Annotated in this window: 18 protein-coding genes; 5 read left to right on the top strand and 13 right to left on the bottom strand. The window is 71.8% G+C overall.

The genetic code is table 11. The features are described 5' to 3' along the window. Positions 1-30 precede the first annotated feature (30 nt). Positions 31-2,547 (top strand): SpoIIE family protein phosphatase, encoded by a 2,517-nt coding sequence (locus tag ACQEV2_RS33955; protein ID WP_433050225.1) that lies wholly within the window; start codon positions 31-33, stop codon positions 2,545-2,547. Here ACQEV2_RS33955 and ACQEV2_RS33960 read toward each other — a convergent pair. The 7 genes from ACQEV2_RS33960 to ACQEV2_RS33990 form a co-directional block, all read right to left on the bottom strand. Continuing rightward, positions 2,501-3,259, bottom strand: a complete 759-nt coding sequence (locus ACQEV2_RS33960; protein ID WP_433050228.1) for an SDR family NAD(P)-dependent oxidoreductase — start codon at positions 3,257-3,259, stop codon at positions 2,501-2,503. The two genes, ACQEV2_RS33955 and ACQEV2_RS33960, sit on opposite strands and share 47 nt — an antisense overlap. Next, positions 3,256-4,182, bottom strand: coding sequence for a fumarylacetoacetate hydrolase family protein (locus ACQEV2_RS33965; protein WP_433050231.1), 927 nt, complete (start codon positions 4,180-4,182; stop codon positions 3,256-3,258). Before ACQEV2_RS33965 ends, ACQEV2_RS33960 begins: the two co-directional genes overlap by 4 nt. Positions 4,183-4,195: 13 nt before the next feature. Then, the gene (locus ACQEV2_RS33970; RefSeq protein WP_433050234.1) at positions 4,196-5,134 is read right to left on the bottom strand and encodes a VOC family protein; all 939 of its coding nucleotides are present in this window, start codon (positions 5,132-5,134) and stop codon (positions 4,196-4,198) included. Positions 5,135-5,147: 13 nt separating this feature from the next. After that, a complete protein-coding gene (locus tag ACQEV2_RS33975) occupies positions 5,148-6,161 on the bottom strand; it encodes an amidohydrolase family protein (protein WP_433050237.1) in 1,014 nt (337 codons plus the stop codon). After that, the gene (locus ACQEV2_RS33980) at positions 6,158-7,321 is read right to left on the bottom strand and encodes an FAD-dependent oxidoreductase (protein ID WP_433050240.1); all 1,164 of its coding nucleotides are present in this window, start codon (positions 7,319-7,321) and stop codon (positions 6,158-6,160) included. Before ACQEV2_RS33980 ends, ACQEV2_RS33975 begins: the two co-directional genes overlap by 4 nt. A 237-nt stretch (positions 7,322-7,558) precedes the next feature. Next, positions 7,559-8,530: a cyclase family protein gene (locus ACQEV2_RS33985; protein WP_433050243.1), complete on the bottom strand. Its 972-nt coding sequence runs from the start codon at positions 8,528-8,530 to the stop codon at positions 7,559-7,561. Further along, entirely contained in the window at positions 8,527-9,510 is a 984-nt protein-coding gene (locus ACQEV2_RS33990; RefSeq protein ID WP_433050246.1) for a fumarylacetoacetate hydrolase family protein, read from the bottom strand. The genes ACQEV2_RS33985 and ACQEV2_RS33990 overlap by 4 nt, the downstream gene beginning before the upstream one ends. A gap of 120 nt (positions 9,511-9,630) precedes the next feature. Here ACQEV2_RS33990 and ACQEV2_RS33995 point away from each other — a divergent pair, with 120 nt between their 5' ends. After that, positions 9,631-10,554, top strand: a complete 924-nt coding sequence (locus ACQEV2_RS33995; RefSeq protein WP_433050249.1) for a LysR family transcriptional regulator — start codon at positions 9,631-9,633, stop codon at positions 10,552-10,554. A gap of 6 nt (positions 10,555-10,560) precedes the next feature. Here ACQEV2_RS33995 and ACQEV2_RS34000 read toward each other — a convergent pair whose 3' ends face one another. The 3 genes from ACQEV2_RS34000 to ACQEV2_RS34010 form a co-directional block, all read right to left on the bottom strand. Further along, a complete protein-coding gene (locus ACQEV2_RS34000; protein WP_433050252.1) occupies positions 10,561-11,880 on the bottom strand; it encodes an MFS transporter in 1,320 nt (439 codons plus the stop codon). A gap of 350 nt (positions 11,881-12,230) precedes the next feature. Further along, positions 12,231-13,397: a hypothetical protein gene (locus ACQEV2_RS34005; RefSeq protein WP_433050255.1), complete on the bottom strand. Its 1,167-nt coding sequence runs from the start codon at positions 13,395-13,397 to the stop codon at positions 12,231-12,233. Between the two features lie 369 nt (positions 13,398-13,766). Further along, on the bottom strand, positions 13,767-13,976 hold the full coding sequence (locus tag ACQEV2_RS34010) for a hypothetical protein (protein ID WP_433050258.1): 210 nt from the start codon (positions 13,974-13,976) through the stop codon (positions 13,767-13,769). A gap of 259 nt (positions 13,977-14,235) precedes the next feature. On the opposite strand from ACQEV2_RS34010, the gene ACQEV2_RS34015 reads away from it, so the two are divergent. Both ACQEV2_RS34015 and ACQEV2_RS34020 read left to right on the top strand, forming a co-directional pair. After that, the gene (locus ACQEV2_RS34015) at positions 14,236-14,397 is read left to right on the top strand and encodes a hypothetical protein (RefSeq protein ID WP_433050261.1); all 162 of its coding nucleotides are present in this window, start codon (positions 14,236-14,238) and stop codon (positions 14,395-14,397) included. Between the two features lie 147 nt (positions 14,398-14,544). Further along, the gene (locus ACQEV2_RS34020) at positions 14,545-16,722 is read left to right on the top strand and encodes an ATP-binding SpoIIE family protein phosphatase (RefSeq protein WP_433050264.1); all 2,178 of its coding nucleotides are present in this window, start codon (positions 14,545-14,547) and stop codon (positions 16,720-16,722) included. 39 nt (positions 16,723-16,761) lie between these two features. Here ACQEV2_RS34020 and ACQEV2_RS34025 read toward each other — a convergent pair whose 3' ends face one another. After that, a complete protein-coding gene (locus ACQEV2_RS34025; protein ID WP_433050267.1) occupies positions 16,762-17,922 on the bottom strand; it encodes a magnesium and cobalt transport protein CorA in 1,161 nt (386 codons plus the stop codon). 145 nt (positions 17,923-18,067) lie between these two features. Here ACQEV2_RS34025 and ACQEV2_RS34030 point away from each other — a divergent pair, with 145 nt between their 5' ends. Then, positions 18,068-19,231, top strand: a complete 1,164-nt coding sequence (locus ACQEV2_RS34030) for a winged helix DNA-binding domain-containing protein (protein WP_433050270.1) — start codon at positions 18,068-18,070, stop codon at positions 19,229-19,231. Between the two features lie 23 nt (positions 19,232-19,254). On the opposite strand, the gene ACQEV2_RS34035 is transcribed toward ACQEV2_RS34030, so the two are convergent. Both ACQEV2_RS34035 and ACQEV2_RS34040 read right to left on the bottom strand, forming a co-directional pair. After that, on the bottom strand, positions 19,255-19,902 hold the full coding sequence (locus ACQEV2_RS34035; RefSeq protein WP_433050273.1) for a LysE family translocator: 648 nt from the start codon (positions 19,900-19,902) through the stop codon (positions 19,255-19,257). 189 nt (positions 19,903-20,091) lie between these two features. Beyond that, complete coding sequence (locus tag ACQEV2_RS34040; protein WP_433050276.1) at positions 20,092-20,880, bottom strand: S1 family peptidase; 789 nt, start codon at positions 20,878-20,880, stop codon at positions 20,092-20,094. Positions 20,881-20,962 lie beyond the last annotated feature (82 nt).

Below are 20,962 nucleotides of genomic sequence, written 5' to 3' on the forward strand. Positions count from 1 at the left end.
ATGGGACCCATGGACGCTGCGTGAGGACCCATGGATGCTCCGCGAGAAGAACCCGACGCGCCTCCGTCCGCAGGACCGCGCGCGCTCTTCGACGCGTCCTCCGACGCGGCGGCGGTGGTGTCCGCACACGGGACGGTGCTCGGCTGGACCCGGGCCGCGGAAGTACTCCTCGGCCACCCGGCGCCGGAGATCGTCGGCGGCCCGGCCGCGCGTCTGCTGGCGATACCCGGCGATCCGATGCGGGTGGCCGGCATCGCGGAGCGCTGCCGCGCCGGCATGGGGTGGAGCGGGCTCATCCCACTACGGCACCGTGACGGCCGCCGCATCGACGTGGACCTGCGGGTCTCCGCGTCCTTCCGCATCGGGACGGACGAGTGCTTTCTGATCTCGGCACGGGAGCGGCGCCCGCAGTGGACGGTGGGCCAGTCCATCCTCGACGGGTTCCTGACCCGCTCGCCGGTCGGCATGGCCGTGATGGACACACAGCTGCGCTACGTCTGGCTGAACGACACCCTGGAACGCTTCGGCGGAGTGCCCCGTGAGCAGCGGCTGGGGCGACGGCTGAGCGAACTGCTGCCGGGCCTCCAGACGGAGACCATCGAGGGCCTGATGCGCAAGGTCCTGGAAACCGGCGTCCCGGTCACCGACTACGAGTACGTGGGCTGGAGCTGGGCCGATCCGCACCGCCAGCACGCCTACTCCACCTCGTTCTTCCCCCTCGTGGACCAGGACGACTCGATCACCGGTGTCTGCTACATGGTTCTGGACGTCACCGAGCGGTGGAACGCCCGCCGGCTGCTGGCACTGGTCAACGAGGCAGGCACGCGGATCGGCACGACGCTGGACGTGCTGCGGACCGCTCAGGAACTGGCCGACTTCGCCGTCCCCCGCTTCGCGGACTTCGTCGTCGTGGACCTTCTGGAGCCCGTGCTCAGCACCGAGGGACACGGAGCGTGGCTCACCGACGCGGGACCGGCGCGCCCCAGGCCGGTGATGCGCCGGGCCGGTCTGAGCTCGGTGCGCGAGGGCGCCCCGGAGGCCGTGGCACGGATCGGGGACCGGGTGGACTTCGTGCCCCCGCCTCACGACGCGCATCTGATAGTCGACGGCGAGCCGATCCTCATCCCGGTCCTCGATCCGTCGGACGAGCAGTGGGCCACCGAACAGCCCGCGCGCGTGGCCAGCATGCGCGAGTTCGGCCTGCACTCCCTGATCTCCGTGCCGATGCGGGCCCGCAACACCGCCCTGGGCCTCGCCACGTTCCTCCGGTCGCTCAATCCCGTGTCGTTCCAGCCCGACGACGTCCTGGTCGCCCGGGAGCTGGTGGCCCGAGCGGCGCTGTGCGTCGACAACGCCCGCCGCTACACCCGGGAACACACGGCCGCGGTCACCCTGCAGCGCAGTCTGCTGCCCCAGGCCCTGACGGGCGGTACGGCGCTGGAGGTGGCCTCCTCCTATCTGCCGGCGGACCCGACGGGCGGGGTCGGCGGCGACTGGTTCGACGTGATCCCGCTGTCCGGCGCCCGGGTCGGCCTGGTCGTCGGCGACGTCGTCGGCCACGGCATCACCGCGGCGGCGACCATGGGCCGGCTGCGCACCGCCGTACAGACCCTCGCCGACATGGAGATGCCGCCCGACGAACTGCTGGCCCACCTGGACGACCTGGTGCTCCGGCTCAGCGAGGAGCACCCGTACGAGGCGGGGGCCCAGGTGCCCGAGGGGTCCGACGGGGCCGGGGCGGCCCACCAGAGCACGACCGCCTTCCTCGGGGCGACCTGCCTGTACGCCGTCTACGACCCGGTCACCCGGCGCTGCACGATGGCCCGTGCCGGGCACCCGCCACCGGTCGTCGTCTCGCCCGACGGGCAGGTCTCCTTCCCGGAGCCCCCTGCCGGGCCGCCGCTCGGGCTGGGCGGGATGGGGTTCGAGGCCTGCGAGATCGAACTCGCCGAGAACAGCCTGTTCGGCCTCTACACCGACGGGCTCATCGACGCGGCCGGCGGCGACATGGAGCGGGGCATGGCCCGGCTGGGCGACCTGCTGTCCCGGCGCGACCCCGACCTCGGCACCCTGTGCTCGTCCGCGGTGCGGCAGCTCGTGCCCGTGCCGCAGCCCGACGACATCGCCCTGCTCCTGACCCGCACCCATGCCCTCGGTGCCGAGCACGTCGTCTCGTGGGACGTGCCCGTGGACCCGGCCGCCGTCGCCGACGTCCGGGCCCGCGCGACCCGGCAGGTGGAGGACTGGGGCTTCGCGGAACTGGCCATGACGACCGAGCTGATCGTCAGCGAGCTGGTCACCAACGCGATCCGCTACGCCGAACCTCCCATCCGCCTACGGCTGCTCCGCGACTCCCGCCTGACCTGCGAGGTCGCCGACGGCAGCAGCACCGCTCCGCGGCTGCGGCACGCTCGGAGCATGGATGAGGGGGGCCGGGGGCTGTTTCTGGTGGCTCAGCTGTCGCACCGCTGGGGGGCGCGGTACACGGCCGACGGCAAGATCATCTGGGCGGAACAGGAGATCGCAGCGCATCCGAGAGGGACTTGACGCCACCGTGTGCGGTGAGGCCTCCGTCCACGGGGATCTCGGCGCCGGTGATGAAGGACGCCTCCGCGGAGAGCAGGAAGACCACGAGCGGGGTGATCTCGTCGACGGTGCCGGTACGGCCGAGCGGTGTCTCGCGGATGTTCGCCGCGCGGAACGCGGGGGCCGCGGAGGCGGTCATCTCGGTCTCGATGTAGCCGGGGTGGATGGTGTTGACGCGGATGCCGCGGGGGCCGAGTTCGGTCGCGGCCGTCTTCGACAGGCCCCGCAGCGCCCACTTGCTGGCCGTGTAGGCGACCGGATAGTGCCCGGTGAGCGCGGCCGTCGAGCCGACGTTGACGATGGCCGAGCCCGGCGGCATCAGCGGGGCGAGGCGCTGGATGCCGAGCAGCGGGCCGGTCACGTTGACGGCGTGGACGCGGTCGAAGTCGTCGGGACGTACGTCGCCGAGGCGGGCGCGCCAGGTGACGCCCGCGTTGTTGACCAGGCCGTCGACACGGCCGTACGACTCCTCGATCTCGGCGGCGAGTTCGGCCCACTCCTTGTCGCTGGTGACGTCGAGGCGGCGGCAGCCGGGTGCCTCCGTGACGTCGGTGGCGATCACCCGGGCGCCCTCGCGGGTCAGCGCCTCGGCCTCGGCGGCGCCCTGGCCCCGGGCCGCGCCGGTGACGACCACGACCTTGCCGAGCAGCCGCCTGGGACGCGGATCGGTCACGGCCGCTCCCGGCTGCGGCGGCGGCCCGTCGGCAGCGGCACCGGTGCCTCGCCCGGCACCACGGTGTTGGACACGGAACCGATGCCCTCCACGGTGAGCGTCACCGTGTCGCCGGGCTTCAGCGGCGGCGGGTCCTGTGCGCCGCGCACACCCCACAGCTCGGCCAGGCAGCCGCCGTTGCCGCAGGTGCCGGAGCCGAGCACGTCTCCCGGGCGCACCCAGGTGCCGCGCGAGGCGTAGGCGACCATCTCCTCGAAGGTCCAGCTCATGTTGGACAGCAGGTCCTTGCCGACGACCTCGCCGTTCACCGAAGCGGTGAGCGCCAGCCGCAGGAAGCCGTCGGCGTCGCGGTACCGCTCCAGTTCGTCGGCGGTGACGAGGTACGGGCCGAGGGTCGCGGCGGTGTCCTTGCCCTTGCAGGGGCCCAGCCCCACCTTCATCTCCGCCGACTGCAGGTCGCGGGCGGACCAGTCGTTGAAGACGGTGTAGCCGACGATGTGGTCCCGGGCCTGCTCGGGGGTGAGGTCGCGGCCCTCGCGGCCGATCACGGCGGCGACCTCCAGCTCGAAGTCCAGCACGGCCGACCCCGGCGGCATCGGGATGTCGTCGTGCGGGCCGTACACCGCGTAGGGGTTGGTGAAGTAGAAGGTCGGCGCCGCGTACCACCGCTCCGGCACCCCGGCGGTCCCGTCCACGGAGCGCCGTACGCCTTCGACGTGCTCCTCGAAGGTGACGAAGTCCCGGACGGTCGGCGGCTGAAGCGGCGGCAGCAGGCGTACGTCCGACAGCGGGACGGGATCGCCCACAGGACGGGCGCCGAGGGCGTCGAGGGCCGAGGTGCCGTCGGGCAGGGCCCGGACGACGGTGTCCTCCACGACCCCGCAGTGACGGCGCCCCTCGTACAGGTAGGTGGCGATACGCAACGGTCGGCGCCCCTTACACCGGCGGGGCGACGAAGCAGCCGCCGTCGGGGTCGTTGAAGGACTCCTTGGTGACCAGTTCGTTCATGGGGTTGGCGGTGCCCCACTGGTCGGTGACTTCGGGCTGGGAGAAGTCGTAGACGTGCGGGTGCCAGGTGTCCTCGTCCAGTTCCTCCAGCTCGGTGGTGTATTCGACGGTGTTGCCGTGCGGGTCGAGGAAGTAGGTGAAGGTGTTGTCCCCCGCCATGTGCCGGCCTGGCCCCCAGATCTTCTTGAAGCCGGCGCGCATCACCCGGCCGGAGCCGCGCATGTACTCGTCGATCCCGCGCATCTCGAAGGAGATGTGATGCAGCGAGGTGTGCGGGCCCTTGGCGATGGCCATGGAGTGGTGCTGGTTGCTGATCCGCATGAAATGCATGACGTCGCCGATGTGCGGATGGCCGAGGGTGTCGGAGAGCCGGAAACCGAGGTGGGTCTCGTACCACGCCTTGGTCTTGTCCAGATCCGGCGAGTTGAGGACGACGTGCGACAGCTTCACCGGGATCGACTCCTTCTCCTCGATCCTGCGGTGCTGTCGGACCTCGACGTCGGCGGAGACCTCGATGGTGCGGCCGTCGACGTCGAAGAAGCGGAAGCCGTAACCGCCGCCGGGGGTGTCGAGCTTGCCCGGCCGTGAGACCAACTGCACGCCCTGGGAGTGGAGTTGCTCGGCGAGCGTGTCCACGTCGGCCGGGCTTCCCGCGCCGTAGGAGACGAGGTCGAGGCGCTTCTCGTCGGCCTTGCGCAGGCGTACGACGTACTGCTCGGGGCTGCCCTCGGCGGCGAGGAAGGAGATCCCGGAGTCCTCGGCGACCTTGGTCAGGCCCCAGACGCCGGCGTAGAAGTCGAGTTGTTTGTCGTAGTCGGGTACGGCCAGGTCGACGTGGCGCAGGTGGGTGAGCAGACGGTTGCTCATGGGGGGTTCCTCCTCAGGCGAGGTCGAGCAGGGCGGCGGCGTTGCCGCCCCGCACCGCGTGGAAGTCGTGGTCGGGCAGGCCGGCCGCGCGCAGGGCGCCCAGCGGGTCGTCGGTGCCCATGTCGAAGGGGAAGTCGGAGCCGAGCAGGACGCGGTCGGGGCCGACGGTGCCGATCAGGGCTCGGAGTACGAGCGGGTCGTGGACGAGGGAGTCGAAGTACAGCCGCCTCAGATAGCTGCTCGGCTCCCGTGAGCAGCTCCGGGCGTCGGGGCGGACCCGCCAGGCGTGGTCGGAGCGGCCGATGTGGGTGGGGAGGTAGCCGCCCCCGTGCGCGGCCACCAGCTTCAGGCCCGGATGGCGGTCCAGGACGCCGGAGAAGATCAGGTGGGACAGGGCGACGGCGTTCTCGGTGGGCTGGCCGACCGTGTTGGACAGGTACCACCGGTCCAGGCGCTCGTCGAGCGTGCAGCCGAACGGGTGCAGGAAGATCAGGGCGCCTTTCTCCTCCGCGCGGGCCCAGAAGGGCGCGAGCCGCGGGTCGGAGAGCTCCACCTCCCGGGTCCCGCCCGGCCCCGGGGCGTGCGAGGAGATCTCCACGCCCCTCAGCCCCTGCTCCAGGGCGTGGTCGAGCAGGGCCGGCGCGAGGTCGGGGTGCTGGAGGGGGACGAGACCGAGGCCGTGCAGACGGTCGGGGGCCTTGGCGCAGTGCGCGGCGGTGCCCTCGTTGGCCGACCGGCAGACGGTGTCGGCCAGTCGAGGGCCGGCCCAGTAGTGGTAGTGGCCCGGTGAAGGGCTCACCAGCTGCACGTCCACGCCGGCCTCGTCCATGGCCGCCAGGCGCACGGCGACGTCCGTCAGCCTCGGCACCCGGGCGCCCACCATGGGGCCGTTCACGGCGAGGGCCGCCGGGCCGTTGCGGCGGGCGTCGAGACCCTGGGCCCCGGCGAGTCCGGGGTGACCGGCGACGGCCTCCTCGATCTCCGGGAGAAGCAGATGGGCGTGGATGTCCACGGTGGGCACCGTCACGGCAGCTCCTTGAGGAAGTTCATCGTGCGGCCGATCAGCCCGGGGAGGTCGGCGTCACGCACGCCGTCCAGCTGCCACTGGCCGATCTGCACGGACGCCTCGACGACGGTCCGGACCCGGGGGATCCGTCGGTCGTAGTAGCTCTGGAACAGCTCGTCGTCCCAGTCCCGTCCGCTCGTGAGCAACTCGGTGAGGACGAGGGCGTCCTCCAGGGACATGGCCGCGCCCTGCGCGATCGTGGGCGGGCAGCAGTGGGCGGCGTCGCCGACGAGGACGACCCGGCCGCGGTGCCAGGAGCCCTCGACCAGCATCCGGGTGAACCAGGTGTAGTTGACCTGCTTCGAGTCGGTGATGTGCTGGGTGATCTCCGGCCAGGCACCGCCGTACGCCTGCGCCAGGCGGCGCATCTCGTCGGCTTGGTCGGCCGCGTCGACGGACGCGCGGTCCCGGCACCCTTCGACCAGGTACGCGTAGAGGGTGTCCTCGCCGGTGGGCGTGTAGCCCGCGATGTAGGCCGGGCCGCCGTAGGCGAGGTCGGTGCGGTCCACGCCCTCGGGGCGCGGGGCGGCGATGCGCCAGATGCCCATGCCGGTCGGTTCCGGCTTGTCGGTGATGCCGATCGCGGCGCGGGTGGCGGAGTTGACGCCGTCGGCGGCGACGACCAGGTCGTAGCGGCCCTCGGTGCCGTCGCTGAAGCGGACCGAGACCCCGTCGGCATCCTGCTCCAGGGACTCGGCGGTGGTGCCCAGGCGCACGGTGGCGCCGGAGGCGCGGACCGCGTCGATGAGGATCTGCTGGAGCCGGGGGCGCTGCATCCCGAGGGTGGCGGGCAGGTCCTCGCCGCCGGTCCTGATGTCCTCCGCGATGTGCAGCACCGTGCCGTCGGGGGCGGTGATGCCCAGCGTGCCGAAGGCGAATCCGCAGGCCTCCACCTCCGCCCACAGGCCCAGGTCGCGCAGGACCCGCAGGGCGTTGCCCTGGAGGGTGATGCCGGAGCCGGTGGTGGCGTTCCAGTCGGGCCTGGCCTCGATCAGGTCGACGGTGATGCCGGCGCGGCGCAGCAGGATGGTGACGGCGTTGCCGGAAGCGCCCCCGCCGATGACGAGGACGGTGGGAGTTCCCCCAGCGGGAGGCTGGGAGAGGGAGCGGCTGTCGGTCATGTCGGGGTCCCTCCCGAGGTCGGGCCGCGCGGCATCGAGCGGCTGGAGGTGCGGGGTGCTGGGTTGGGGGGCGGGGGTGCGGTGCGGCCGCTCCGAGTGCGAGCCGGACATTTCCGGCGGATACTCGGTGACGGTGGTGTGAGGGGCCACCCGTCGGTGAGCGGACTGACGGGTGGCCAGGGGGCCGGGTATGCCACCGGGGCGGGAGCGAAGGGCGGAACCCGGCAGGCCGCGGGCCTATTTGACGGCGATGGGGTTGACGGGTGAGCCCACGGCCCCGGTGATGGGCAGGGGAGCGGCGGTGAGCCAGAACTCGTACACGCCGTCCGCCGCACAGTCCTCGGCGAGCGCCTCCAGGTCCCACATCTCGCCGATCAGCAGCCCCATGTTGGGGATGACGACCTGGTGCAGCGGCTGGAAGGCGCCCTCGAACTCGTTCGGCCGAACCTCGAAGCCCCAGGTGTCGGTGGCGATCGCGGCGATCTCGGTGCGGTGCAGCCAGTCCGCCGTGGTGAACGACAGCCCCGGCGCGGGCCCGCCCGCGTAGTCGCCCCACCCGTCCCGGCGCACCCGGGCCAGCTGCCCGGTCCGCACGACCACGAGGTCACCGCGGCCCACCCTCACCCCGTGCGCCTCGGCGGTCGCGGTCAGGTGCTCTTCGGTCACGGCGAACCCGTCGGGCAGCTCGCCGTCCTCACCGTCCTCGCCGACCACGCGGCCCACGTCCAGCAGGACGCCACGCCCGGCGACGTACGGCGCCATGTGCTCGATGCCGGTGACGAGGTCGCCGTCGGAGGTGACGACCTTCTCGGCCTTCCGCCCGTTCCAGGCGTTGCCGTGGTCGAAGATGTGCCCGAGGCCGTCCCACTGGGTGGAGCACTGCAGCGGCATCGCGATCACGTCGTCCGCGCCGCCGATGCCGTGCGGGAAGCCCTGGTTGCCCAGCGCCGCGTCGGTGCCGGTGTCGAGCATCGTGTGCACGGGGTTGGTCCGCCGCCGCCAGCCCTTCTGCGGCCCGTTCATGTCGAACCGCTGCGACAGCGAGAAGCTCACGCCCCGCCGTACCAGGGCGGCACCCTCCCGGCGCTTGGCCTCGTCGAGGAAGTTGAGCGTGCCGAGCACGTCGTCCTCGCCCCAGCGCCCCCAGTTGGAGTACGCCTTGGCGGCCTCGGCGATCGCGCCCTCGGGGTCGTGCCGGTCCGGGCTCATGCCGCGCCCTCCGCCACACAGCGGGTGCGCTGCACGCCCAGACCGGTGATCGACCCCTCCATGACGTCGCCGTCCCGCAGTAGCCGCCCCCAGTGGATGCCGTTGCCGGCCGGGCTGCCGGTCAGCACCAGGTCGCCGGGCAGCAGCCGCGCGGTCTGCGAGATGTACGACACCAGCCGCGCGATGCCGAACAACATGTCCTTGGTGGACTCGTCCTGCATGGTGTCGCCGTTGAGCTTGAGGGTGACCCGCAGATCACCGGGATCGGAGATCGACTCGGCCGGAACCAGCCACGGTCCGAGCGGCGTGAAGCCCGGGGTGTTCTTGCAGCGCAGCCAGTCCGTGCCGATGGCCTTCATGTCCCGCCGGAAGACGGTGGCGCGGTCGGTGAGGTCGTTGGCGATCGTGTACCCGGCGACGTACTCCGGCGCCTCCTCGACGGACACCCGGTAGGCGGGCCTGCCGATCACAGCCGCCAACTCCAGCTCCCAGTCCGGCTGTTCGGCCCAGGAGGGGAGGACGACGTCGTCGTACGGGCCGGCGATCGTGGTGGGCAGGCCGATGAAGACATACGGCAGGTCCTCGGCCGCCCGCCGGTCCATCACCGCGGCGATCTCGGCCCGCGCCTCCTCGACCGTGCGCGGGTCGTCGGGGGAGCGGTGGGCGACCTCCAGGTCGATCACGTGCTGCCGGTAGTTCGCGCCGGACTGGAAGATCTGCCGGGGCTCGACGGGGGCGCGCACCCGCAGGCCCTCCAGCGGCTGCCAGTCCAGGGCGTCCTCCGCCGCGAGGGTGCGCAGGACGGGGAGGGCCTCCTCCCACCGGTCCAGTACGGCGCGCACATCGGACGGCTCCCAGGCCAGGACCTGGCGCAGGTTCAGTACCCGCTCCCGGGCCACGAGTCCGGGGAACGCGGCCACGCCCGGAGCGGAGAACGTGCCGAGCGCGAACGGGCCGGCAGGTTGCACGAGTGTTGCCATGAGATGTCCTCCCGCTGGGTTGCGGTCTACTCTGAACCCGATCGGCCGATCACGGAAATCAATCTTGTGGATATGGCTCATCCACGTTATGGATGGCCCTCGCTCGCTAGGCGGTGCCCGGTGAACCTGTCCCGACTCGACCTCAATCTGGTCGTCGCCCTGCGCGCCCTCCTGGAGGAACGCAACGTCACCCGGGCCGGCGAGCGCATCGGACTGAGCCAGCCGGCGATGAGCGCGGCGCTGTCCCGGCTGCGCCGCCATTTCGACGACGAACTGCTCGCCCGGACCGGCAACTCCTACGAACTGACGCCGCTCGGCGTCGCGTTGCGGGACCGCAGTGCCACCGCGTGCGACCTGCTGGAGCGGGTCTTCTCCAGCCAGGCCGACTTCGACCCGGCCGCCGAGTCCCGCGAGTTCACGCTGCTCGCCTCCGACTACGGCGCGGCCGTGTTCGGCGCCGCGCTCGCCCGGGCCGTCCACCACGAGGCGCCCGGCATCCGGCTCGGTTTCCAGCACCCGGCGCCCTCCGTCACCGAGAACACCGCCGCCCTGCTGAGCACGGTCGACGGACTGCTGATGCCGCACGGCGTCATCGACGGCTTCCCCGCGATCGACCTCTACCAGGACCGCTGGCTGTGCCTGATCGCCGAGGACCACCCCGAGGTCGGCGACGCCCTCACCCTCGACCACCTGGCCCGGCTGCCCTGGGCCGTCTACCAGCGCCCCTACGACGCCCCGGCCGCCCGCCAGCTGAGCATGCTCGGCATCAGCCCCCAAGTGGAGGTCTCGGTCCAGACGTTCCAGCTGCTGCCGCACATGATCGAGGGCACCCGCAGGGTCGCGATGATCCAGGAGCGGCTCGCCCGCAGGGCGGTGCGCTCGGCGGGGGTCCGGGTTCTGCCGTGTCCTTTCGAAGCGGTGCCGGTGCAGGTGGCGTTGTGGTGGCATCCGGTGCATGCGCAGGATGCGGCGCACATCTGGTTGCGGCGGAAGGCGGCGGAGGTGGGGGAGACGTTGAGGGGGGACGCCGACGGAGGGGGCTGAAGCGACCTACTGTGAGTGCCGCGACGGGTTGCCGTTCGGCTGCGGGTCCGTGGTGGCTGGTCGCGCGGTTCCCCGCGCCCCTCGGGGCGTTGCCGGGCCGGCAGCCCGCAGACTCGCCGCCACCAGCGCCGTAGCCGCCCCCAGAACCCCCACCGCACCCGCGAGGCCGCCGACCGCCGACTCCCCGGCGAGCAGTACCAAGGGGCACACGAACTCCCCGCCGAAGAAGGCCGCCATCCACAGTCCCGTCCCACGCCCGCGGTCCTCGAACGCCAGCCGGGACATGGCGCTCGTCAGCAACGCGGGCAGGAGCATGCCCGTACCCAGGCAGTTGATCACCGCCCCGGCGACCAGCAGCGGCGCGTTGCCCGCCAGGGACATCACCCCGAAGCCGAGCGCGCAGACCGCGAAGACGGCCGGCAGCATCGGGTCGGGAGAGCGCCGGAGCCGGGCGAAGGCGACCGCACCGCCCACGGTGGCGGCGCTCGCGATCGCGGTGGCCAGACCGATCATGCCGGAGTTCTCCACGCCGAGGTCGTCGAGCAGGTACGACATCTCCACGGGGACGGTGTAGAAGACCATCGCCCCGAAGAAGGTGAGGGCGCAGACGCCCGCCAACTGCCGCCAGGGGAAAGGACGGTGGACCGCCAAGTTCGCTGCCCCGGCAGGGCTCTCGTCGCCGGCCGCGCGGGCAACCGGGCTGGGCAGGGCGGACGCCATCAGCGGAGCGAGGGCCAGGCTCACGGCGTACACCCAGAAGGGCATCTTCCAGCCCGCCGCGCCCACGGCTCCGCCGAGTACGAAGAAGACGGTGGCGGACGCGGAGGCGCACATCGTCTGCAGCGCGAGGTACTTCACCCGCCGGTGACCGGAGTAGTAGTCGCCGATCAGCGTGGTGCAGCAGGTCATGATGGCGGCCTCGGCGACACCGACCAGGGCCCGGCTGGCGATGATGGCGCCGAGCGAGTCCAGCCAGAGCGGTGCCGTGCCGAACACGGCGTACAGGACGGTCGTCACGATCAGCAGCCGCTTGCGGCCCAGCCGGTCCACGATCACCCCGGCGAACGGCGCCAGCAGCGCCAGCGACAGCGCCGGCACGGTCAGTGCGAGGGGGACGAGGGCCTTGGCGCCCGGCGTCGAGGCGAAGTGGTCCTGCATCCTCGGCAGCACCGGGGCGATCAGCACGGCCCCGAGGATCGGCAGACAGCTGCCCGCCATCAGCAGCGTCACACGCAGCAGGTGGGCGGGGCCCGCCACGGCGACGGGCGGCGGAGCGGCGTCATCGGCCGCGGCGGCGGGTGGCGTCGGGGAAACGGAACCGGGCATGGCGACTCCAGGGACGGCGTACGGGAGCGGGCATGCCGTTCACTGGCGCCGACGGCGCACGGCATGCGGTGGACGACCACACGGCGGATGCGGTGGACGACCGCACGCCGGCGGCTGGTCCGGACAGCGGCGTGCGGGTAGGGACGACTATGGGCCGTCCGCTTCCGCGCCACCATCCTCCGGGCGATCGCAATCCCGGATCTGCCTCATCCACGGGGTGGATGAGCTTGCCCGCAAGAGCGCGGCCGGGCCTGACATGGGCGTAGCCGGGCCCGGACACCCGGGCCCAGCTACGCCGGCCGACCTGTGCCGCTCCCTGGAGACGGAGGGTCAGCCTCTCCTTGCCGTGCTCACCATTCGTGCTTCTCGGAGTGCTTGGGGTGCTCGGCCTTCTTGGGGTGCTCGACCTTCTTGGGGTGCTCGACCTTCTTCGGGTGCTCGACCTTCTTGGGGTGGTCGGGCTTCTTGGGGTGGTCGGGCTTCTTCGGGACTGTGGGGTGGTCAGGCTTGGAGGGGAGTTCCGGCTTGGTGGGCTTGGCCGGCAGCGAGGGCTTGGTGGGGAGCTCGGGCTTTGCGGGGAGAGCCGGCTTGGCCGGGAGTTCGGGCTTTGTGGGGAGTTCCGGCTTGGTGGGCTTGGCCGGCAGCGAGGGCTTGGTGGGGAGCTCGGGCTTTGCGGGGAGAGCCGGCTTGGCCGGGAGTTCGGGCTTTGTGGGGAGTTCCGGCTTGGTGGGCTTGGCCGGCAGCGAGGGCTTGGTGGGGAGCTCGGGCTTTGCGGGGAGAGCCGGCTTGGCCGGGAGTTCGGGCTTTGTGGGGAGTTCCGGCTTGGTGGGCTTGGCCGGCAGCGAGGGCTTGGTGGGGAGCTCCGGCTTTGCGGGGAGAGCCGGCTTCGCTGGGAGTTCCGGCTTTGTGGGGAGTTCCGGCTTGGTGGGCTTGGCCGGCAGCGAGGGCTTCGTCGGCAGCTGTGGCTTCGCGGGGAGTGCGGGCTTCGCAGGCAGCTCTGGCTTTGCGGGCAGTGCGGGCTTGGCCGGGAGTGCGGGCTTCGCTGGGAGTTCCGGCTTTGCGGGCAGTGCGGGCTTGGCCGGGAGTGCGGGGTTCGCTGGGAGTTCCGGCTTTGCCGGGAGCTCGGGCTTTGCGGGGAGAGCAGGCTTGGTGGGGAGTTCCGGCTTGGCAGGGTAGGCGGGCTTCGCCGGGAGTTCGGGCTTGGTGGGCTTGGCCGGGTAAGCAGGTTTGGCCGGCTTCCCTGGATGCACCGGGTGGTCAGGCTTGGCCGGCAGCTCAGGCTTGGCAGGCTTGACCGGATAAGCGGGCTTGGCCGGCTTCCCCGGATGCGCTGGATAAGCCGGCTTCCCCGGATGTGCCGGGTACGCCGGCTTCCCCGGATGTGCCGGGTAGGCGGGCTTCGGCCCATGTGCCGGGTGGGCGGGCTTTGCCGGGTGCGGAGGGTGCGGGGTGATGTGGTCCTGTGCGTGGGCGGTGCTCGCGCTCGTCAGCGCGGCGGCGGCGAGCGCGGCAGCCATGGCGGCCGGCGCAAGAACAGATCGCCATCTCGGCGATGTTGTCATTTTCTCCACTCTCCTCGACTTGGTTCAGGGCCTCGTGACGGCTGGTCAGCACCAAGAGCCGGACAGTGGATGAATAGGAAATAGGCTGATATGAATAACCCTGCGACGGCGATAAGCCACCGGATGGGGTAGCGCTCGGGGTTGCCGATTGGCCCGGGTGGTGGCAGCACACCAGGGCCGCGCACAAAGCCGCGCCACAAGAGCCGGACCGACTGCATGCCGAGCACCGACGTGGTCGTCACCGGGCGGAAACTCCTCGCGCTCCAGAGCCGGCCGTACGGCCGTGTTCCTCGTGTGGCGCCCGGACCGTCGTGAGAGGCGGGGTCAGGTCGGTCGCGCGAAGGGCACGTCGTCATAGCCCACGACCGGTACGTCACCCGGCACATCAAGCCCGCCGCCGCAGTTGTCGTGGTCGGCGCCCGTCACCGGCAGGTCCGCCGCCGATGCCGGACGGCCGACCAGGGCCAGCCGGGACCCCGCGGCGTCCAGCGTCGCGCAGGCGGCCATGCGACGGCCGTACGTCTCGTCCGGCACCACACCGTGCGCCGGGCGATGATCTCGGCGCCGCGGGAGGTTGCCTGCTGGGCACCGCCTACCGCGACCGGCTGACCGACCTGGTCGGCGGCAATCTCCCGCACGCCGCGCTGGAGACGGCGAAGGACTCGGTGGGAGGCGGCCTGGCGGTGGCCGGGCAGGTCGCGAAGAACCCCGCCGGCGGCGCCCGGCAGGCCCAGGCCCCTCCTCGACGCGGTGCACGAGTCCTTCGCCCATGTCGTCCCACAGACGCCACGCCGTGACACTGACCAGCCTGATCGGCGGGAGCGTCAGGGTTGCCGGCACGGTGATCGTCCTCGCGGTACCGCCCGGCCGCAAGGCCACCGGCAAGCACCGCGAGGAGGAGCCGGTGGCGAGGGAGGCCGACCGGTACGAGGAGAACTCCGCCTCCGTCCCGTGACCCGGCACGAGCCCCCGCACCACCCTGCCTGCCTCGTGTCATCGCGGTCCGGGCAGGCGGCGTCTCCCCGCGCGCGGGCATCGAGGCGGCCGGGCGGGGCGCACCTCCCGACGATCCGTACCCAGCCGTACGGCGTAACGTCGAACTGTGGACGTCACCGCGGACAGCCTCGTCTCCCGTGCCGCACATGTGCTCGGCCTGAGCGCGGAGACGCTGATCGCCGACGTGGAGGAGTGCCTGCGCGGCGAAGTACCGCAGCTGTGGGAGGACCCGGGCCTCGCCCGCATGACGGCGATGAACATCGCCGAGCACATCCTCACCGCGCTGTCGGGCCTCGAGCACGGCATCGAGCCGGGCCTGATCGATCCGCCCGTCGCCTTCGTCGACCGCGCCCGCCGGCTCGCCCGGCACGGGATACCCGTCACCGCGATGCTGCGGGCCCACCGGCTCGCCCAGGGCATCGCCCTCGACCGGCTGCTCGCGGAACTGCCCCGGCTGACGAGCGACCCCGAGCTGATCAGCGCGGCGGCGCGCAAAGTGATCGCGGCGACGACCGGATACGTGGACCGCACGTCCGAGCAGGGCGTCACGGCGTTCCAGGAGGAGCGGGACCGCCGCCTGAGGGGGCGGCAGGCGATGGTGAACGAGGCCGGCGTGCGCATCGGCACCACCTTGGACATCGCCCGCACCACCGAGGAACTGGCGGATCTCGCCACTGAGCGGTTCGCCGACCTCGTCACCGTCGACCTGCTCGACTCCGCGCTCCACGACCCTGACGCCCCGGTGGAGGAACCGCGCGTACTGCGCCGGGTCGCCCGGCGCTCGGTGACCGGCGACCCCGACCCGGCGATCGCGCAGCAGCAGCTCCACACCGTCCCGGACGGATCGCCGCCCGGCCGCGCCCTGGCCACCGGGCAGCCCTCACGGCACCACATGGACGGCCCGTTCGACGCACACGAGGTCCACCCGGTCCACTCGACCTTGGTCGTGCCCCTGCGCGCCCGCGGCACCACCCTGGGCGTCGCCCAGTTCTCCCGCCACCGCAACCCCGACCGCTACGACGACGAGGACCTGCTCCTCGCTCAGGAGATCGCCGCCAGGGCGGCCATAGCCGTCGACAACGCCTGCCGGTACACCCACGCCCGGAGCACCGCTCTCAGCCTCCAGCGCAGCCTGCTCCCGACGCGGATGCCACCGCAGTCCGCCGTGGAGGTCGCCTGCCGCTATCTCCCCGCCGGTGGCCAGGTCGGCGTGGGCGGCGACTGGTACGACGTCATCCCGCTCTCCGGAGCCCGCGTCGCCCTCGTCGTGGGCGACGTGGTCGGGCACGGCATCCACGCCGCCGCCACGATGGGCCGGCTACGGACCGCGGTACGCACCCTGGCCGACATCGACCTGCCGCCGGACGAACTCCTCACCCACCTCGACGACGTCGTCAACCGCCTGTCCACCGAGGCCTCCACCGACCCGGACACCGAGACCGCCTCCGCGGAGATCGGGGCCACCTGCCTGTACGCCGTCTACGACCCCGTCAGCGGCAGGTGCACCCTCGCCCGAGCGGGCCACGTACTGCCCGCCGTGGTGACCCGCGACGGCCCCGTCGCCACCCTCGACCTGCCACCGGGCCCACCGCTGGGCCTCGGCGGCCTGCCCTTCGAGGCGACCGAGGTCGACCTCCCCGAAGGCAGCCTCCTCGCCCTCTACACCGACGGTCTGATCGAGGCCTGGGACCACGACGTCGAGACCGGGCTCACCCTGCTCCGCCAAGCCCTCGCCCGGCCCGCCCCCTCCCTGGAGACCGCCTGCGACGCCGTGCTCGAAGCCCTGCTGCCGGGCCGCCCGGACGACGACGTCGCCCTGCTGCTGGCCCGCACCCACGCCCTCGGGGACCGCCAGGTCGTCAGCTGGGACCTGGAGCCCGACCCGGCCGCGGTCGCCGGGGCCCGCTCGAGCGTCTCCCGCCAGCTCAGCACCTGGGGTCTCGACGACCTCGACTTCACCACCGAACTGGTGGTGAGCGAACTGGTCACCAACGCCATCCGCTACGGCCGTCCCCCCATCCGCCTGCGCCTCATCCTTCCCCAGCCTCCTGGAGGGCCGGGCGGTGACCCCGTCGGCAGCCTCCTGTGCGAGGTCTCCGACGCCAGCAGCACCACCCCGCACCAACGCCGCGCCCGCACCTACGACGAGGGCGGCCGCGGCCTGCTCCTCGTCGCCCAACTCGCCGAACACTGGGGCACACGACACGCCCGGCACGGCAAGACGGTCTGGGCGGAACTGAAGGAGACGGCCGCGCTCCAGGCCTTCGCCTCCCTCCCGGTCTAGCCCGGGAGTGGATCGACCGAGGCCGGGCGAATCAGGGGCTCAGAGCCAGTCCCGGCGTTTGAAAATCACGTACAAGCTCACGCAAACCACCCCCATCAGGCAGATGGCGAAGGGGTATCCGAAGCTCCAGCTCAACTCCGGCATGTGCTTGAAGTTCATGCCGTAGATGGTCCCGACGAGTGTCGGGGCGAACAGGATCGCCGCCCAGCTCGAGATCTTCTTGATCTCCTCGTTCTGCTCGAATCCCGCCTCCGCCAACGCCCGCATCTCCGCGTTCTGCTGTTGCGTCACCAGCGTCGCGTTCACCGTGAGGATCTCGGTGAGGGCCTGGCGGAAGCCGTCGACGCGTTCGCTGGTGTGGGTGACGTGGTCGGCCACGTCGCGGAGATAGCGCTGGAGTTCCTCGTCCGTGCCGTACTTGGAGAACCCCGCCATCAGGCCGTGCAGCATGCCGACCAGCGGGCGGGTGGCGCGCTGGAACTCGACCATCTCGCGGGAGAGTTCGTAGATGCGGCGGGAGACCTCGGGGTCGCCGCGGAAGACCTCGGTCTCGATTTCGTCGATGTCGTTCTGGACGCCCGCCACCACCGGCTCATAGCCGTCGACCACCGCGTCCAGTATCGCGTAGAGCACGGCCTCGGGGCCGAGTTTGAGCAGCTCCGGCGTCTCCTCCATGCGCTGCCGCACCGCCGACAGATCGGGGGCCGCGCCATGGCGGACGGTGATCACGAAGTCGGGGCCGACGAACACGTGCAGTTCGCCGAAGTCGACCTCCTCGGGCGCGTCGAGGTAGCGGGCCGCGCGCAGGACCACGAACAGCGTGTCGCCGTAGCGCTCCAGCTTGGGCCGCTGATGTGCCTCCATCGCGTCCTCGACCGCGAGCGGGTGCAGGTCGAACTCCGCCGCGAGGGAGAGGAGTTCCGCCTCGGTGGGGCGGGCCAGTCCGATCCACGCCATGCCGGACGGCTGGTCGCGCAGTTCGCCGTAGGTGTCGGCGAGCGTGGCCGGGGAGGAGACGCGGACGCCGTCCTGGTACACCGCCGCCTCCACGACGCTCGCCACCTCGGAGGACCCGGGAACAGCCGGGCGCGTCGGCGGATCCGGATCCGGTGGCTGCGGTGACTGCGGCGGAGTCAGGGCCCGGCGCCAGACTGACTTCATGGAGTTCTTCGAGGCGGGGCGTGCGCGTCGCTCGGACATCGCGGCTGCCTCCCGGTCGGGACGACGAGTGCGTGATCTCGGAGCAGGATATACGGGGCGAATGGCATGGGCGGGACGGGCCGAACCTGGATTCCGTGAGAGTTGCGGACCGAAGGTGTCCGCAAGCCTCGCTAGCGTGCCCGGCATGACGAAGCGGACCACGCCCCAGCCCGGCACGGACCGGACCACGGCCACGCGCGGCACGAAGCAGACGACGACCACCCCCGGCCCCGTGCTCGGCACCCGCGCCCTCAACCGCGCCACCCTCGACCGGCAGCTGCTGCTGCGCCGCTCGCGGATGTCCGCTCTGGCGGCCGTCGAGCATCTGGTCGGCCTGCAGGCACAGGAGGTCAAGCCGCCGTACTACGCGCTCGCCGCCCGGCTCGACGGCTTCACGCCCGAGGAGCTGTCGGGGCTGCTGGCCGACCGTGCGACGGTGCGCATCGTCACCATGCGCTCGACCATCCATCTGCACACCGCCGACGACAGCCTCACCCTGCGCCCGCTGGTCCAGCCCGCCCGGGACCGTGAGATCAACTACTTCCGCAAGGGCCTCGTCGGCGTCGACCTGGACCGGCTCGCCGCCCTCGCCCGCGACCTCGTCGAGGCCGAGCCCCGCACCATGAAGCAGCTCCGCGAGGCCCTCGGCGCCGAGTGGCCGGACGCCGATCCGCAGTCCCTGGCCGTCGCCGCCCGCTGCAAGCTGCCGCTCGTCCAGATCACTCCGCGGGGGATGTGGGGGCGCAGCGCCCAAGTCGCCCTCACCACCGCCGAGTACTGGCTGGGCCGCCCCGCCGAGCCGGCCGCCTCCCCGGAGGCCACGGTCCTGCGCTATCTGGCCGCCTTCGGGCCGGCCTCCGTGAAGGACATGCAGACCTGGTCCGGCCTGACCCGGATGCGCGACGCCTTCGAACGGCTCCGCCCCGAGCTCGTCACCTTCCAGGACGAGAACGGCGTCGAACTCTTCGACCTCCCCGACGCCCCGCGCCCCGACCCGGACACCCCGGCCCTGCCCCGCTTCCTGCCCGAGTTCGACAACCTCCTCCTCTCCCACGCCGACCGCACCCGGGTGATTCCACCCGCCAACCATGGCCGCACCTGGCAGGCGAACACGGTCTATTGCCCCCTCCTTGTCGACGGCTTCCTCGCGGGCGTGTGGCGGATCCTCGGCGACGCCCTCGTCATCGAGCAGTTCACAGAACTCACCAAGGCCCAGCGCGCGGAGGTGACCGAAGAAGGGGAGCGGATGCTGAAGGTGATGCACCCGGAGACGCCGTACGACATCCGCTTCGGGACCGTCATCCCGTAGCCACAGCCATGCCCCGGTGGGCGTCAGTCGGCCCGCCCGGTCACCGCGACCGTCACCCCGAGCCCGATCATCGTGCATCCGCCCGCTCCGCCTATCAGCGACAGACGGCGGTCGGAGCGGGCGAACCAGGTGCGGGCCGCCGACGCGGTCAGGCCCCACAAGGTGTCCGTGACCAGGCCGATGGTGATCGGGACCAGGCCCAACAGGAGCATCTGCAACGGGACATGGCCCGCCGAGTGGTCCACGAACTGGGGGAGCACGGCGGCGAAGAACACCACGCCCTTCGGGTTGGTGACACCGACGAGGGCGCCGTCGAGGACCGTGCGCAGATCACCGCGCGACGGTCCGGCCGGCTGCGCCTGTATCGCCGATGCCTTCAGCTCCCCCCGGTGCCGGAAAGCCTGCACGCCCAGGTAGACCAGATAGGCCGCGCCGGCCAGCTTCACCGTCAGATAGATCGCCACGGACCGCTCCACCAGCGAGCCGATCCCCACCGCGACGGCGACCACCAGCAGATAGGAGCCGAAGACATTGCCGAGCGCGGTCGCGACGGCCGTGCGGCGGCCGTGTGCCAGGGCGCGGCCGATGACGAACAGGACGCTCGGCCCCGGAATCACGATCACCAGCAGCGACATCGCCGCGAAGGCCGGCAAACGGTCCGCGGACACCATGCCCATCACCCCCAGTCACCCAGCACCCACATCCGCCACCCATTGAAACAGTCCCCACTGACAACGGCCCATGGAAGGGAGGCGCCGGACATGGATAGGGGGCGTTGCGGGCCGCTCGTGGAGGCCCGCAACGCCCCCTGGTCTTTCACCTGAGGGATGCTCAGGAGACCTTCTGGGTGCCGATCCCGGTTACGACTCGACCTGTTCGGTCACCTCGTCCGAGAAGGTGGTCAGCCGGGTGTAGACACCCGGGTAACCGGCCTGGGCGCAGCCTTCGCCCCAGGAAGTGATCCCTGCCAGGACGCCCCCGATGAGCAGGGGACCGCCGCTGTCGCCCTGGCAGGTGTCAACGCCGCCGGAGGTGTATCCGGCGCAGACCATGTCGGACGCGATGAAGTCCGAACCGTAGGAGCTCGCGCAGCTGGAGTTGGAGACGATCGGCACGGTCGCCGTCCGCAGCTGGTTGGAGGAGCTGCCGTTGGAGGAGGTGGTGCCCCAGCCGACGATGCGCGCAGTGGCGCCGGTCGCGTACACACCGGTGTCCGAGGAGTCGACGTACGAGGCCGTCGTGTACGGCATCGAGGTCGACAGGGTCAGCACGGCCACGTCGTTGCCGTCGGTGGCGTCCGTGTAGTCCGGGTGGACCCAGATGTCGCTGATCCGGCTGACCGTGCCGTTCGTGCCGTTGCGGTAGGTGCGGCCGCCGACGACGCGGACGCTGCTGGTGGTCTCGCCGACCATGCAGTGGGCCGCGGTGACGACCTTCGTCGCGGAGACGAGCGTGCCACCGCAGAACTGGTTCTGCGAGGCGTCCGTGATCTGCATCATGAACGGGTACGCGGTCGTCGTGGTCGTCGTACCGCCGACGATGGGCTGGGGTGCGGCCTCAGCGGTGGGGGCGCTGAGCAGTGCGGCCGCGGCGGCGGCAGCGGTCGCCGCGACGGCGGCGGTCTTTCTGGCACGGGTGAGCCCGAGCATGAGACTCCTCAGTGGGGGTTGCCGGTGGGGGACGCGCGGGTGGGGGGTCGTGCACGGGGGCCGCGGGACCGACCCCGTGTGC

The organism is Streptomyces sp. CA-251387 (assembly GCF_050936625.1).
Lineage (GTDB): Bacteria > Actinomycetota > Actinomycetes > Streptomycetales > Streptomycetaceae > Streptomyces.